The sequence below is a fragment of the Streptomyces violaceoruber genome (genome assembly GCF_033406955.1).
In the GTDB taxonomy this organism is placed as follows: Bacteria; Actinomycetota; Actinomycetes; order Streptomycetales; family Streptomycetaceae; genus Streptomyces; species Streptomyces violaceoruber.
The window spans coordinates 5,146,162-5,161,838 of sequence record NZ_CP137734.1 but is presented as its reverse complement, the minus strand read 5'-3'; the positions used below and the strand labels follow the sequence as shown (position 1 = coordinate 5,161,838).

General features: G+C 67.1%; 9 protein-coding genes and 3 rRNA genes. 1 reads left to right on the top strand and 11 read right to left on the bottom strand.

All coding sequences use genetic code 11. The features are described from left to right. Positions 1-80 precede the first annotated feature (80 nt). From rrf to R2E43_RS23075, 4 genes are all read right to left on the bottom strand, one after another. A 5S ribosomal RNA gene (gene rrf, locus R2E43_RS23090) occupies positions 81-197 on the bottom strand. Positions 198-281: 84 nt separating this feature from the next. Further along, positions 282-3,403: ribosomal RNA gene (locus R2E43_RS23085) — 23S ribosomal RNA — on the bottom strand. A 280-nt stretch (positions 3,404-3,683) separates the two neighbouring features. Then, positions 3,684-5,210: ribosomal RNA gene (locus tag R2E43_RS23080) — 16S ribosomal RNA — on the bottom strand. The 16S, 23S and 5S rRNA genes sit together here, the layout of an rRNA operon. Positions 5,211-5,778: 568 nt before the next feature. Next, on the bottom strand, positions 5,779-6,786 hold the full coding sequence (locus R2E43_RS23075) for a stage II sporulation protein M (protein WP_003975791.1): 1,008 nt from the start codon (positions 6,784-6,786) through the stop codon (positions 5,779-5,781). 126 nt (positions 6,787-6,912) lie between these two features. Here R2E43_RS23075 and R2E43_RS23070 point away from each other — a divergent pair, with 126 nt between their 5' ends. Beyond that, on the top strand, positions 6,913-7,866 hold the full coding sequence (locus tag R2E43_RS23070; RefSeq protein ID WP_326652138.1) for an RDD family protein: 954 nt from the start codon (positions 6,913-6,915) through the stop codon (positions 7,864-7,866). Between the two features lie 20 nt (positions 7,867-7,886). Here the strand turns inward: R2E43_RS23070 and R2E43_RS23065 are convergent, their stop codons facing one another. The 7 genes from R2E43_RS23065 to R2E43_RS23035 form a co-directional block, all read right to left on the bottom strand. Then, the gene (locus R2E43_RS23065) at positions 7,887-8,501 is read right to left on the bottom strand and encodes a hypothetical protein (protein WP_326652136.1); all 615 of its coding nucleotides are present in this window, start codon (positions 8,499-8,501) and stop codon (positions 7,887-7,889) included. 110 nt (positions 8,502-8,611) lie between these two features. Beyond that, positions 8,612-10,069 carry an adenosylhomocysteinase gene (gene ahcY, locus R2E43_RS23060; RefSeq protein WP_003975788.1) on the bottom strand — a complete coding sequence of 486 codons (1,458 nt, stop codon included), beginning with the start codon at positions 10,067-10,069 and terminating at the stop codon, positions 8,612-8,614. 273 nt (positions 10,070-10,342) lie between these two features. Then, on the bottom strand, positions 10,343-11,323 hold the full coding sequence (locus R2E43_RS23055) for a cation diffusion facilitator family transporter (protein ID WP_003975787.1): 981 nt from the start codon (positions 11,321-11,323) through the stop codon (positions 10,343-10,345). 114 nt (positions 11,324-11,437) lie between these two features. Then, on the bottom strand, positions 11,438-12,589 hold the full coding sequence (gene manA / locus R2E43_RS23050; protein ID WP_003975786.1) for a mannose-6-phosphate isomerase, class I: 1,152 nt from the start codon (positions 12,587-12,589) through the stop codon (positions 11,438-11,440). A 50-nt stretch (positions 12,590-12,639) separates the two neighbouring features. Further along, positions 12,640-13,767, bottom strand: a complete 1,128-nt coding sequence (locus R2E43_RS23045) for an SIS domain-containing protein (RefSeq protein WP_003975785.1) — start codon at positions 13,765-13,767, stop codon at positions 12,640-12,642. Positions 13,768-13,854: 87 nt separating this feature from the next. Beyond that, a complete protein-coding gene (locus tag R2E43_RS23040; protein ID WP_003975784.1) occupies positions 13,855-14,025 on the bottom strand; it encodes a Trm112 family protein in 171 nt (56 codons plus the stop codon). Positions 14,026-14,277: 252 nt separating this feature from the next. Next, positions 14,278-15,642, bottom strand: a complete 1,365-nt coding sequence (locus R2E43_RS23035; protein ID WP_326652129.1) for a phosphomannomutase/phosphoglucomutase — start codon at positions 15,640-15,642, stop codon at positions 14,278-14,280. Positions 15,643-15,677 lie beyond the last annotated feature (35 nt).

The window sequence follows — 15,677 nt, the reverse complement described above, 5'->3', positions numbered from 1 at the left end:
CCGGTTCACTCCCGTTTCAAAGATCCCTGAACGCAGAAAACCCCGCACCGTTCCCGGTGCGGGGTCTCCCAGCAATAATTGTTCGGCGGCGTCCTACTCTCCCACAGGGTCCCCCCTGCAGTACCATCGGCGCTGTAAGGCTTAGCTTCCGGGTTCGAAATGTAACCGGGCGTTTCCCCTACGCTATGACCACCGAAATACTATGAAACACTCAACCGCACCATGTGTGGCACATGGGGTTGTTCGTGGTTTCAGAACCAACACAGTGGACGCGAGCAACTGAGGACAAGCCCTCGGCCTATTAGTACCGGTCACCTCCACACCTCACGGTGCTTCCAGATCCGGCCTATCAACCCAGTCGTCTACTGGGAGCCTTAACCCCTCAAGGGGGTGGGAGTCCTCATCTCGAAGCAGGCTTCCCGCTTAGATGCTTTCAGCGGTTATCCCTCCCGAACGTAGCCAACCAGCCATGCCCTTGGCAGGACAACTGGCACACCAGAGGTTCGTCCGTCCCGGTCCTCTCGTACTAGGGACAGCCCTTCTCAAGACTCCTACGCGCACAGCGGATAGGGACCGAACTGTCTCACGACGTTCTAAACCCAGCTCGCGTACCGCTTTAATGGGCGAACAGCCCAACCCTTGGGACCGACTCCAGCCCCAGGATGCGACGAGCCGACATCGAGGTGCCAAACCATCCCGTCGATATGGACTCTTGGGGAAGATCAGCCTGTTATCCCCGGGGTACCTTTTATCCGTTGAGCGACGGCGCTTCCACAAGCCACCGCCGGATCACTAGTCCCGACTTTCGTCCCTGCTCGACCCGTCGGTCTCACAGTCAAGCTCCCTTGTGCACTTACACTCAACACCTGATTGCCAACCAGGCTGAGGGAACCTTTGGGCGCCTCCGTTACTCTTTAGGAGGCAACCGCCCCAGTTAAACTACCCATCAGACACTGTCCCTGATCCGGATCACGGACCCAGGTTAGACATCCAGCACGACCAGACTGGTATTTCAACGACGACTCCACCCACACTGGCGTGCGAGCTTCAAAGTCTCCCAGCTATCCTACACAAGCCGAACCGAACACCAATATCAAACTGTAGTAAAGGTCCCGGGGTCTTTCCGTCCTGCTGCGCGAAACGAGCATCTTTACTCGTAGTGCAATTTCACCGGGCCTATGGTTGAGACAGTCGAGAAGTCGTTACGCCATTCGTGCAGGTCGGAACTTACCCGACAAGGAATTTCGCTACCTTAGGATGGTTATAGTTACCACCGCCGTTTACTGGCGCTTAAGTTCTCAGCTTCGCCACACCGAAATGTGACTAACCGGTCCCCTTAACGTTCCAGCACCGGGCAGGCGTCAGTCCGTATACATCGCCTTACGGCTTCGCACGGACCTGTGTTTTTAGTAAACAGTCGCTTCTCGCTGGTCTCTGCGGCCACCCCCAGCTCAGAGTGCAAAACTCGTCACCAGGTGTGGCCCCCCTTCTCCCGAAGTTACGGGGGCATTTTGCCGAGTTCCTTAACCATAGTTCACCCGAACGCCTCGGTATTCTCTACCTGACCACCTGAGTCGGTTTAGGGTACGGGCCGCCATGAAACTCGCTAGAGGCTTTTCTCGACAGCATAGGATCATCCACTTCACCACAATCGGCTCGGCATCAGGTCTCAGCCACAAGGTGTGCGGATTTACCTACACACCGGCCTACACCCTTACCCCGGGACAACCACCGCCCGGGATGGACTACCTTCCTGCGTCACCCCATCACTCACCTACTAACCGCTTGGTTCGGCGGCTCCACCACTCCCCTCAACTCCGAAGAGATCAGGGCGGCTTCACGGCCTTAGCATCACGATGCTCGATGTTTGACGCTTCACAGCGGGTACCGGAATATCAACCGGTTATCCATCGACTACGCCTGTCGGCCTCGCCTTAGGTCCCGACTTACCCTGGGCAGATCAGCTTGACCCAGGAACCCTTAGTCAATCGGCGCAAACGTTTCTCACGTTTGTATCGCTACTCATGCCTGCATTCTCACTCGTGAACCGTCCACAACTCGCTTCCGCGGCTGCTTCACCCGGCACACGACGCTCCCCTACCCATCACAGCCGGCGTTGGCCGTATTGCTGCAATGACACGACTTCGGCGGTACGCTTGAGCCCCGCTACATTGTCGGCGCGGAATCACTAGACCAGTGAGCTATTACGCACTCTTTCAAGGGTGGCTGCTTCTAAGCCAACCTCCTGGTTGTCTGTGCGACTCCACATCCTTTCCCACTTAGCGTACGCTTAGGGGCCTTAGTCGATGCTCTGGGCTGTTTCCCTCTCGACCATGGAGCTTATCCCCCACAGTCTCACTGCCGCGCTCTCACTTACCGGCATTCGGAGTTTGGCTAAGGTCAGTAACCCGGTAGGGCCCATCGCCTATCCAGTGCTCTACCTCCGGCAAGAAACACACGACGCTGCACCTAAATGCATTTCGGGGAGAACCAGCTATCACGGAGTTTGATTGGCCTTTCACCCCTAACCACAGGTCATCCCCCAGGTTTTCAACCCTGGTGGGTTCGGTCCTCCACGACCTCTTACAGCCGCTTCAACCTGCCCATGGCTAGATCACTCCGCTTCGGGTCTTGAGCGTGCTACTAAAAACGCCCTATTCGGACTCGCTTTCGCTACGGCTTCCCCACCCGGGTTAACCTCGCAACACACCGCAAACTCGCAGGCTCATTCTTCAAAAGGCACGCAGTCACGAGGATGGAGCAAGCTCCATCCCGACGCTCCCACGGCTTGTAGGCACACGGTTTCAGGTACTATTTCACTCCGCTCCCGCGGTACTTTTCACCATTCCCTCACGGTACTATCCGCTATCGGTCACCAGGGAATATTTAGGCTTAGCGGGTGGTCCCGCCAGATTCACACGGGATTTCTCGGGCCCCGTGCTACTTGGGTGTCTCTCAAACGAGCCGTTGACGTTTCGACTACGGGGGTCTTACCCTCTACGCCGGACCTTTCGCATGTCCTTCGCCTACATCAACGGTTTCTGACTCGTCTCACGGCCGGCAGACCGTAAAAGAGAGATCCCACAACCCCGCACACGCAACCCCTGCCGGGTCTCACACGTATACGGTTTGGCCTCATCCGGTTTCGCTCGCCACTACTCCCGGAATCACGGTTGTTTTCTCTTCCTGCGGGTACTGAGATGTTTCACTTCCCCGCGTTCCCTCCACACTGCCTATGTGTTCAGCAGCGGGTGACAGCCCATGACGACTGCCGGGTTTCCCCATTCGGACACCCCCGGATCAAAGCCTGGTTGACGACTCCCCGGGGCCTATCGTGGCCTCCCACGTCCTTCATCGGTTCCTGGTGCCAAGGCATCCACCGTGCGCCCTTAAAAACTTGGCCACAGATGCTCGCGTCCACTGTGCAGTTCTCAAACAACGACCAACCACCCGTCACAACCCACTCACGCGGATTTTTACCGGGGCCGGCAACTGAAGGCGACCTCACGGCCGTACCCTCAGATACCCAACAGCGTGCCCGACACCCTTGCCTTCCCTTACTCGTGTTCCACGCCGAAGCAGTACTGACGAGAAGATCAGGATCAAGTGTGCCGAGTAGTCAACGTTCCACCCATGAGCAACCGTGCAGGACATTTGCCTGCAGTCGGCTATGTGCTCCTTAGAAAGGAGGTGATCCAGCCGCACCTTCCGGTACGGCTACCTTGTTACGACTTCGTCCCAATCGCCAGTCCCACCTTCGACAGCTCCCTCCCACAAGGGGTTGGGCCACCGGCTTCGGGTGTTACCGACTTTCGTGACGTGACGGGCGGTGTGTACAAGGCCCGGGAACGTATTCACCGCAGCAATGCTGATCTGCGATTACTAGCGACTCCGACTTCATGGGGTCGAGTTGCAGACCCCAATCCGAACTGAGACCGGCTTTTTGAGATTCGCTCCACCTTGCGGTATCGCAGCTCATTGTACCGGCCATTGTAGCACGTGTGCAGCCCAAGACATAAGGGGCATGATGACTTGACGTCGTCCCCACCTTCCTCCGAGTTGACCCCGGCGGTCTCCCGTGAGTCCCCAACACCCCGAAGGGCTTGCTGGCAACACGGGACAAGGGTTGCGCTCGTTGCGGGACTTAACCCAACATCTCACGACACGAGCTGACGACAGCCATGCACCACCTGTACACCGACCACAAGGGGGGCACCATCTCTGATGCTTTCCGGTGTATGTCAAGCCTTGGTAAGGTTCTTCGCGTTGCGTCGAATTAAGCCACATGCTCCGCCGCTTGTGCGGGCCCCCGTCAATTCCTTTGAGTTTTAGCCTTGCGGCCGTACTCCCCAGGCGGGGCACTTAATGCGTTAGCTGCGGCACGGACAACGTGGAATGTTGCCCACACCTAGTGCCCACCGTTTACGGCGTGGACTACCAGGGTATCTAATCCTGTTCGCTCCCCACGCTTTCGCTCCTCAGCGTCAGTATCGGCCCAGAGATCCGCCTTCGCCACCGGTGTTCCTCCTGATATCTGCGCATTTCACCGCTACACCAGGAATTCCGATCTCCCCTACCGAACTCTAGCCTGCCCGTATCGACTGCAGACCCGGGGTTAAGCCCCGGGCTTTCACAACCGACGTGACAAGCCGCCTACGAGCTCTTTACGCCCAATAATTCCGGACAACGCTTGCGCCCTACGTATTACCGCGGCTGCTGGCACGTAGTTAGCCGGCGCTTCTTCTGCAGGTACCGTCACTTTCGCTTCTTCCCTGCTGAAAGAGGTTTACAACCCGAAGGCCGTCATCCCTCACGCGGCGTCGCTGCATCAGGCTTTCGCCCATTGTGCAATATTCCCCACTGCTGCCTCCCGTAGGAGTCTGGGCCGTGTCTCAGTCCCAGTGTGGCCGGTCGCCCTCTCAGGCCGGCTACCCGTCGTCGCCTTGGTGAGCCATTACCTCACCAACAAGCTGATAGGCCGCGGGCTCATCCTTCACCGCCGGAGCTTTCGAACCTCGCAGATGCCTGCGAGGGTCAGTATCCGGTATTAGACCCCGTTTCCAGGGCTTGTCCCAGAGTGAAGGGCAGATTGCCCACGTGTTACTCACCCGTTCGCCACTAATCCCCACCGAAGTGGTTCATCGTTCGACTTGCATGTGTTAAGCACGCCGCCAGCGTTCGTCCTGAGCCAGGATCAAACTCTCCGTGAATGTTTACCCGTAATCGGGTGACACCACGAGAGCGGAACAGTCGGAGGAATAATCCGACCGTTCACAGCGTCCTCGCTGTTGTGTTACTTCAAAGGAACCTCAACCCGAACGGAGATCCGATCAGGTCGGGGTATCAACATATCTGGCGTTGACTTTTGGCACGCTGTTGAGTTCTCAAGGAACGGACGCTTCCTTTGTACTCACCCAAGAGACTCTCTTGGGCTTTCCTCCGGGCGCTTCCCTTCGGTCTTGCGTTTCCGACTCTATCAGATCTTTCCGATCCGATTTCCTCGGTGCTTTCCAGGTTCCCGCTTTCGCGTTTCCCTTTCCGGCGGTTCCGACTTTATCAGAACTTTCGAGCCGGTCTTACCGGCCTTCGTTTCCGATTCATCGGGAGAGTGCTTCGTCGAATTCGCTGATTCGGAGAAGCTGGTAGATGTTCACTGTTGCCCTCTGGGGTGAACCCGTCTCCAGGCAACTGTTCGAATCTACCTCCCCGCTCGCTCCGTGTCAACGGCTCTTGCGGGAACGAAGAGGACACTAGCAGCTCGCCAGGGGTGGATGCACATCAGGCGGCCGTTGGCACCGTGGCGCTGCGTTCGGCGGCCTCGACGTCACCCGTCTCGCCGTCGCGAACGGCTCGGCCGCCCAGAACGTAGACGTAGGCCAGGAAGGCCAGCTCGGCGAGGACGCCGATGGTGATGCGGGCCCAGGTGGGCAGGCCCGACGGGGTGACGAAACCTTCGATGGCGCCGGACACGAAGAGGACGAGGGCCAGGCCGACCGCCATGCCGATGGCGGCGCGGCCCTCCTCGGCGAGGGCGATGCGCCGCGTGCGAGGACCTGGGTCGATCAGGGTCCAGCCCAGGCGCAGACCGGTGCCCGCGGCGACGAACACCGCCGTCAGTTCGAGCAGACCGTGCGGGAGGACCAGGCCGAGGAAGGTGTCGAGGCGGCCGGCCGACGACATCAGGCCGAAGCCGACACCCAGGTTGAGCATGTTCTGGAAGAGGATCCAGATGACGGGCAGTCCCAGGAAGACGCCGAGGATGAGGCAGAGCGCGGCGGCCCAGGCGTTGTTCGTCCACACCTGTGCGGCGAACGAGGCCGCCGGGTTGCTCGAGTAGTACGTCTCGTACTGGCCGCCGGGGCGGGTGAGCTCGCGCAGTTCGCTCGGGGCGGCGATGGTGGACTGCACCTCCGGGTGGGTGCCGATCCACCAGCCCAGGAGGGCCGCGACGGCGGTCGACAGGAGGGCGGTGGGGACCCACCAGTGGCGGGCGCGGTAGACGGCCGCGGGGAACTGCTGGGTCAGGAACCGGGTGACGTCGCGCCAGGAGGCGCGTCGGGTGCCTGTCACGACACTGCGCGCGCGGGCCACCAGTTGGCTGAGACGTCCGGTCAGCTGGGGATCGGGCGCGCTGGACTGGATCAGGGACAGGTGGGTGGCCGTGCGCTGGTAGAGGGCGACGAGTTCGTCCGTCTCCGGACCGGTCAGGCGGCGTCGGCGCCGGAGGAGGGCGTCGAGGCGGTCCCACTCCGCGCGGTGGGCGGAGACGAAGACGTCGAGGTCCATCGGTGTGCCTGCTCCTCGGCTATCGTCAGCGGCTCGTCGTGGATCAGCTTGTCGTACTGCGGCGCGGTGCGTCCTCAGCTTGGCAGACTGGCGGGGACGGGGGCAGCCAGGGGAAGGACGGCGGGCGTGAGCGAGCTGGTGACGGGCGAGGCCGTGGCGCTGGAGCTGCGCCCCGCGAGGCTGCCCAGCAGGGCACTGGCCGTCCTGCTCGATCTGGCGGTGGCCGTGGCCGTCTATGTGGCGGTGACCATCGCGCTGATGGTGGCCACCGCGTCCTTGGACGTGGCCGCCCAGACCGCGCTGTCGATCGCGACCTTCGTCCTCGTACTGGTCGGTGGGCCGATCGCCGTCGAGACGCTGAGCCACGGGCGCTCGCTCGGGAAGATGGCCTGCGGGCTGCGGGTGGTACGGGACGACGGCGGGCCGATCCGGTTCCGGCACTCGTTGGTGCGGGGCTTGATCGGGGTGATCGAGATCCTCATGACGCTCGGCGTCATCGCTTGTGTCGCCTCGCTGGTGTCGGCGCGGGGACGGCGGCTCGGCGACGTGTTCGCGGGCACGCTCGTCGTGCGGGAGAGGGTGCCGTTCTCGTCGGCGGGCTTCATGCCGCCGCCTCCGCCCTGGCTGGCGGGCCGGTTCTCGGGACTCGACCTGTCCGCGGTGCCCGACGATCTGTGGCTTGCCGTCCGTCAGTACCTGGCGCGGATGGGGCAGCTGGATCCGCGGGTCGGCTGGGCCATGGCCGAGCGGCTCGCCGCGAACGTGGCGGCCCGTACGGGGGCTCCGGTGCCGCGGGAGGTGCCGCCGCCCGCGTATCTGGCGGCGGTGCTGCAGGAACGGCAGGCCCGGGAGGCCCGGCGGGCGTTCGGCGGCGCTTCGGCGGAGGGGACGGCTGCCTGGGCGGTGCCCGTGGCTCCCGCGCCGCCCGCCCGGCCGGCTGTACCGACAGCCCCGCCACCTGTGCCGACCGCTCCGCCGACTGCCCCGCCGCCCGCGCCGTCACCTGGTGGCGGCCTCGAGGTGCCGCGGGACGTGCCGCCGGACCGCCGCCCGGGAACCGGGTTCGTGCCGCCGGCGTAGGCAGGACCCGTCCGGGCCGCTCACGGGAACACGGACGGTGGTGTCTCCAGGTCCTCCAGCTCGATCCCGGGGGCCGCGAGCACGACGTCGCCGGCGATGTGCACGGCGTACTGCTCGCCCGTGTCCAGGGCTGTGACCTGGTATTCGTCCACGGTGAGGGGGCCGTTGTCAGTGGCGTGTGCTTCTCTGTTCAGCAAGGCCCAGGACTGGTCCACCGTGCGGGGGGCGAGGACCGGATCGGTGAGGGCGACGAGGCGTACGCGGGTGGCTGATTCCGAGGGGGTGAGGCGCAGGAGACGGGCGACGGCGACGAGGAAGGCCGGGGAGGTGCCGGTGAAGGCGTGGGCGCGCGCATTGCCTTCGGTGGCGTGGATTCCGGTGGGGTCGGTCCGGACCCAGGTGACGCCGTCGATGGCGGCACCGCGGACCTGCCAGTCGGCGGCGTGCAGTTCGAGGCGGATGGGGCGGCCGAGTTCGTCGATGGCGAGGTCGACCGAGCCTTGGTGGTCCCCGGTGGGCGTGGTCAGCCGGGAGGCGTAGCGCCAGCCGGAGGGGCCGGGGGCGCATTGGAAGTGTTCTTCTGCGAGGGGGGTGTGGTCGTGCGGATCGTGGAGCGAATAACGGCCGCGGGGCATGGGTGTCCTGGGTGGTGACGGGCTGGTCCGGCCGCTGATGCGGCCGCGGCGCCAATGGGGCAGGCCCCCGGCACGGGGGTGCGGGGGCCTGCCTCGGAGGAACCGGTGACTCAGTAGCGGTAGTGGTCCGCCTTGTAGGGGCCCTCGACCTTGACGCCGATGTAGTCGGCCTGCTCCGGGCGGAGCGTGGTCAGCTTGACGCCGAGGGAGTCGAGGTGGAGCCGGGCGACCTTCTCGTCCAGGTGCTTGGGCAGCACGTAGACGTCGGTCGGGTACTCGTCGGGCTTGGTGAACAGCTCGATCTGGGCCAGGGTCTGGTCCGCGAAGGAGTTGGACATCACGAACGACGGGTGGCCGGTGGCGTTGCCCAGGTTCAGCAGGCGGCCCTCGGAGAGGACGATGAGCACCTTGCCGTCGGGGTAGGTCCAGGTGTGGACCTGCGGCTTGACCTCGTCCTTGACGATGCCGGGGGTCTGGGCGAGGCCGGCCATGTCGATCTCGTTGTCGAAGTGGCCGATGTTGCCGACGATGGCCTGGTGCTTCATCTTGGCCATGTCCTTGGCCATGATGATGTCCTTGTTGCCGGTCGTGGTGACGAAGATGTCGGCCTTGTCGACGACCTCGTCCAGCGTGGTGACCTGGAAGCCGTCCATCGCCGCCTGCAGGGCGCAGATCGGGTCGATCTCGGTGATGATCACGCGGGCGCCCTGGCCGCGCAGGGACTCCGCGCAGCCCTTGCCGACGTCGCCGTAGCCGCAGACGACGGCGGTCTTGCCGCCGATCAGGACGTCGGTGGCGCGGTTGATGCCGTCGATCAGGGAGTGGCGGCAGCCGTACTTATTGTCGAACTTCGACTTGGTGACCGCGTCGTTGACGTTGATCGCCGGGAACAGCAGGGTGCCGTCGCGGTGCATCTCGTACAGGCGGTGGACGCCGGTCGTGGTCTCCTCGGTGACACCGCGGATCTCGGACGCCAGCTGGGTCCACTTCTGCGGGCTCTCGCCGACCGTGCGGGTGAGGAGTTCGAGGATGACGCGGTGCTCGTCGGACTCGGCGGTGTCGACCGAGGGGACCTTGCCGTCCTTCTCGTACTCGACGCCCTTGTGGACGAGGAGGGTGGCGTCACCGCCGTCGTCCAGGATCATGTTCGGGCCGCCGGTGGGGGTGTTCGGCCAGGTCAGCGCCTGCTCCGTGCACCACCAGTACTCCTCGAGGGTCTCGCCCTTCCAGGCGAAGACGGGGACGCCCTGCGGGTTGTCGGGCGTGCCGTTCGGGCCGACGGCGATGGCGGCGGCCGCGTGGTCCTGGGTGGAGAAGATGTTGCAGGAGGCCCAGCGGACCTCGGCGCCGAGGGCGACGAGGGTCTCGATGAGCACGGCGGTCTGCACGGTCATGTGCAGGGAGCCGGTGACGCGGGCGCCGGCGAGCGGCTGGGCCTCGGCGTACTCCTTGCGGATCGCCATGAGGCCGGGCATCTCGTGCTCGGCGAGGGTGATCTCCTTGCGGCCGAACGCGGCCAGGGAGAGGTCGGCGACCTTGAAGTCCTGTCGGTTGTCGACAGTCGTCATTACGGGCTGCTCCTCGGGTTGGGTCGAGGTGGGTACGGCTGACCTGCGCGGCGGCGGACACAGGGGTGCCCAGAAGAGGACACAGGCATGCCCGCGTACGCGCAGCGCAGTCCGTCGGAGGCCCTCTCTCCCTCGGCCGGCCCGTCCTGGACCGCCCGACCGCCATCAGCAGCGACGTCTGGCTCCGTCCCAAGCTACACCGCGGGCGCCCGCCGTCCCCAGTCCGCCTCCGAACACTTCCGGACGTTCACACAGGGTGAGGGCGGGCGGCGGTCAGTGGGCCGCGGGCGGGGCGGTCGGGCCGCCGGGGGTCGCCTCGGGGTCGGGGCCCTTGGCGGCCTCGGCCTCGCTGTAGATGTCCGGTTCCAGGTAGATGACGCGGGCGATCGGGACCGCCTCGCGGATCCGGGACTCGGCGGCGTCGATCGCGGAGGCGATCTCCGTGGCCGTGCCGTCGTGCCGGACGGCGATCTTGGCGGCGACGAGCAGTTCCTCGGGGCCGAGGTGGAGGGTGCGCATGTGGATGATGCCGGTGACGGTGTCGCCGGCGACGACCGCGGCCTCGATCTGCTGGACCGCCTCGACGCCTGCGGCCTCGCCGAGCAGCAGGGACTTGGTCTCGGCGGCGAGGACCAGCGCGATCAGGATGAGCAGGATGCCGATGCACAGGGTGCCGATGCCGTCCCAGACGCCGTCGCCGGTGAGCAGGGCGAGGCCGACGCCGCCGAGAGCGAGGATCAGGCCGACCAGGGCGCCGAGGTCCTCCAGGAGGACGACCGGCAGCTCCGGGGCCTTGGCGTGGCGGACGAACTCCTTCCAGGACTTCTTGCCGCGCAGCGGGTTGGACTCCTTGATGGCGGTCCGGAAGGAGAACCCCTCGGCGATGATCGCGAAGACCAGGACGCCCACCGGCCAGTACCAGTGCTCCAGTTCGTGCGGGTGCTTGATCTTCTCGTAGCCCTCGTAGAGGGCGAACATGCCGCCGACGGAGAAGAGCACGATGGAGACGAGGAAGGCGTAGATGTAGCGCTCGCGGCCGAAGCCGAAGGGGTGTTGCGGGGTGGCCTCGCGCTGGGCGCGCTTGCCGCCCAGGAGCAGCAGGCCCTGGTTGCCGGAGTCGGCGAGGGAGTGCACGGACTCGGCGAGCATCGACGACGATCCGCTGAAGAGGAACGCCACGAATTTCGCCACCGCGATCGAGAGGTTGGCGAGCAGTGCCGCCACGATCGCCTTGGTACCGCCTGACGCGCTCATGTGTCGCGTTGTCCCTTCGCCTTCAACTGTGGCCGGCTTTGCCCCGCCTTTGCGGTGCGCCATTGTTGCAGCCCGCGCGGGCCCCGACGTGCCGGATGCCCCGTCGGGCGCGGGTCAGACGCGCACGGTGGCCCGGAAGAGCGTGCCGGTTCCGGACACTTCGGCCTTTTCGTGCGCCGGTACGAAGACGGAGCGGCCGGGGGCCAGTTCGTGTTCGCCCGCTCGTACGGTGCCCGCCGTGCAGAGCAGGATCTGCGGGGTGGGCAGGGTCAGGTCGTGGGCGCCGGCGCCCTCGGGCAGGACGTAGCGGCTCAGGCGGAACTCGTCGATCGGGGTGTCGTAGACCTCTTCGCCGTCGGGGGACGCCTCCGGGCGCAGGATGCCGGGGTCGCCGGCCTCGAAGCGGACGATGCGCAGGAGTTCGGGGACGTCGACGTGCTTGGGGGTGAGCCCGCAGCGCAGGACGTTGTCGGAGTTGGCCATGATCTCGACGCCGAGGCCGTTGAGGTAGGCGTGGGGGATGCCGGCGCCGAGGTAGAGGGCCTCGCCGGGCTGGAGCCGGACGTGGTTGAGGAGCATCGCGGCGAGGACGCCGGGGTCGCCCGGGTAGTGGTGGGCGATGTCGGCGTACGGCCGGTAGGCGCCGCCGAGGCGGTCGCAGGCGGCCGCGGTCTCGGTGACGGTGTGGGACATCTCCTCGGGGTCGGCGGTGAGGATCGCGGTGAGGACCTCGCGCAGGGCGGCGTCCTCGGGGTGGGCGCGCAGCAGGTCGACGTACGGCTTGAGGGAGGCGACGCCCAGGCCGTCGAGCAGGTCGGCCGTCTCGGCCGGGGCGCGGAAGCCGCACAGGCCGTCGAAGTCGGTGAGGGCGCAGACCAGTTCGGGCTTGTGGTTGGCGTCCTTGTAGTTGCGGTGCGGGGCGTCCAGGGGGACGCCGCGGCGCTCCTCGTCCTCGTAACCGGCCCTGGCCTGGGCGAGGTCGGGGTGGACCTGGAGGGAGAGCGGGGCGCCGGCGGCGAGGAGCTTGAGGAGGAAGGGCAGCCGGGGGCCGAACCTGGCCACGGACGCGGCGCCCAGTTCCTTCTCGGGGTCGGCGTCGACGACCTCGGCGAGGGTGCCCCGGCCGGTGCGGGAGGGGGCGCCGGGGTGGGCGCCCATCCACATCTCCGCCTGCGGTTCGCCGGTCGGCTCGGTCCCGAGCAGGGTCGGGATCGCGGTGGTGGAACCCCAGGCGTAGGGGCGGACGGTGTTGTCGAGGCGGTCCATGGGCTCTCTCTGCCGGTGCGTGCGGGTGCGTGGGCGATGGTGTGCCGGGGTCAGGCTCCCGAGGCGAGCGCCAGGTAGACGGCGGCGAAATCCGTGATGGCGATCAGTTCGGCGAGGGTCTCCAGTTCGCCGCCCTCCTCCGGTTCCAGCTCGCTGATCGGTGTGTCGTGGCCGAGGGCCAGGTCGCGGGCGTTGGGAGCGGCCGTGAGACCGCCGCTGGGGCGGTCGCGCAGGAGGACCACGCGCGCGTGGAGGGCGGGCGGTTCGTCGACGCGGTCGCGGAAGAAGTCGTCGGGGTCGGCGCCGGCGGCGAGCCGGCCGGCGAGCAGTGCGTTGTGCGCGGCGAGCGCCTCGGGCAGGTCGGCGACGACCGCGGGGGTGCCGGCCAGTTCGGCGAGGGCGGCCGCGAAGCGGCGGCCCGCGGGTCCGGCGGAGGTGCCCTCGGTCCAGACGACGGGGAGGGTCTCGGCCAGTTCGGACGCCAGGGTCTTGGCGGGGTTGCTGTAGGTCACGATGGCGGGCCCGCAGCGTTCGGCGATCTGGTCGAGGCGGTCGGCGACCTTGTCGATGGCCTCGGGCGGCGCCTCGAGCAGGCCGGTGCGGTCCAGCAGGGCGAGGAGCGGCGTGAGCAGCGCCCACAGGACGCCGGGGGCGGCGCCGGCGAGGGGCTCGTCGTGGTCGTAGGGGGCGGTCGCCATCGGGATGAACAGGCCGCGGGAGGCGCTCACCGCGTCGTTGAGCGGGGAGCGGGCGGGGGCGACGGCGACGACCGTGCAGCCCCTGCGGTAGGCCTGTTCGGCGAGGAGGGACAGGCCAGGCTCGGCGCCGTCGGGTGTGGCGATCAGCAGGAGGTCCACGGAGCCGGCCCAGCCGGGCAGTTCCCAGCGCAGGGCGCCCGCGGCGGGGGCGACGCCGGTGGGGGCGAGGCGGGTGACGGGGCTGCCCGCCCCGGCGAGGGTGCCGAGGAGGTCGGCGGCGTGGGTGGCGGCGGCGCCGGGCCCTGCGATCAGTACGGCGCGGGGGCGGCCGTCCGGCTTGAGGTTGCCGACGCCGGCTTCGGCGGCGTGCCGGGCGGCGGTGCGGACGCGGGCACCGGCCTCGGCGGCGCCGCGGAGCAGGCCGCGGCGGTCGGCCTGGGTGAGGCGCTCCGGGGCGTCGAGGAGCGATTCGTCGAGCATGGCGGCAGGTCTCCGATCGCCGGGGCGTTCGTTCGGATGCGCGGGTGCGCGGGGTCGTCGCCGGGTTGCCGGTCGCCTGGCTGGCGGTTACTCGGGGCGGCGGGCCTCGTCGACGAGGAGGACGGGGATGCCGTCGCGCACCGGGTAGGCCAGGCCGCAGTCCTGGCCGGTGCAGATCAGCTCCGCGTCCCGCTCCTCGAGGGGGGCGTGGCAGGCGGGGCAGGCGAGGATCTCCAGGAGGCCGGCTTCGAGCGGCATGGGGGTTCCCTTCGGGGGCGGTGGGGCTTGTGCGGATGTGCTGGTCAGGGTACCGCCGGGGCGGGCCCGTGCGGGTGGCCCACCTTGAACCGGGCGTTGGTGCTGGGGAGACGGTGCCGGGGCCCGGCGCTCGCGGGTGTGCCGCTGCGCCCGCCCGTGCCGCCCGGGGGTACCTCCAGGCCGTTCAGGCCCTGGGGGGAGGCACGACTGCCCGCAGCGGCCGGGGCGGCACGGATACCCGGCGGCGGCCGCTCACGCCCGGATGATCGCCAAGGCCTCGTCGCGCACCTTCGTCATCGTCGCCTCGTCGCGGGCCTCCGCGTTCAGGCGGAGCAGCGGCTCGGTGTTGGACGGGCGGACGTTGAACCACCAGTCGGGCGCCTGGACGGTGAGGCCGTCCAGGTCGTCCACGGTGATGTCGTCGCGGCCCTCGTAGGCGGCCCGGATCGCGGCGAGGCGGGCCTGCTGGTCGTCGACGGTGGAGTTGATCTCGCCGGAGCCGGCGTAGCGGTCGTAGGCGGCGACCAGGGCGGACAGCGGGCGGTCCTGCTCGCCGAGGGCGGCGAGGACGTGGAGGGCGGCCAGCATGCCGGTGTCGGCGTTCCAGAAGTCCCGGAAGTAGTAGTGGGCGGAGTGCTCGCCGCCGAAGATGGCGCCGGTCCTGGCCATCTCGGCCTTGATGAAGGAGTGGCCCACGCGCGTGCGTTCCGGTGTGCCGCCGTTCTCCCGGACGACCTCGGGGACGGACCGGGAGGTGATCAGGTTGTGGATGACGGTGCCCTTGCCCCCGTTGCGGGCCAGCTCGCGGGCGGCCACGAGGGCGGTGACGGCGGACGGGGAGACCGGCTCGCCGTCCTGGTCGACGACGAAGCAGCGGTCGGCGTCGCCGTCGAAGGCGAGACCGAGGTCGGCGCCCTCCTCGCGGACGCGCCGCTGGAGGTCGACGAGGTTGGCCGGGTCGAGCGGGTTGGCCTCGTGGTTGGGGAAGGTGCCGTCCAGTTCGAAGTACATCGGCACCAGGTCGAGGGGCAGGCCGGCGAAGACCGTGGGGACGGTGTGGCCGCCCATGCCGTTGCCCGCGTCGACGACGACCTTGAGGGGCCTGATGCCGGTGAGGTCGACGAGGGAGCGCAGGTGGGCCGCGTAGTCGGCGAGGGTGTCGCGCCGGGTGACGGTGCCGGGGCGGGCGGACGGCTCCGGGGCGCCCGCCTCGCTCCAGCGTTCCACCAGGGCGCGGATCTCGGCGAGGCCGGTGTCCTGGCCGACCGGGGCGGCGCCCGCGCGGCACAGCTTGATGCCGTTGTACTGGGCGGGGTTGTGCGAGGCCGTGAACATGGCGCCCGGCAGGCCGAGCGCGCCGGAGGCGTAGTACAGCTGGTCGGTGGAGCACAGGCCGATCCCGGTCACGTCGGCGCCGCGGGCCGCCGCACCGCGCGCGAAGGCGTCGGACAGGCCCGGGGACGAGGGCCGCATGTCGTGGCCGACCACGATGGCGCCCGCGCCGGTCAGCTCGACGAAGGCCGCGCCGAACAGCTCGGCCAGCGACTCGTCCCACTGGTCCGGGACGACACCGCGCACGTCGTACGCCTTCACGATCTGCGACAGATCAGCAGCCACGGCCAACCTTCCTGAAAGTCCTGTCGGAGCCCACA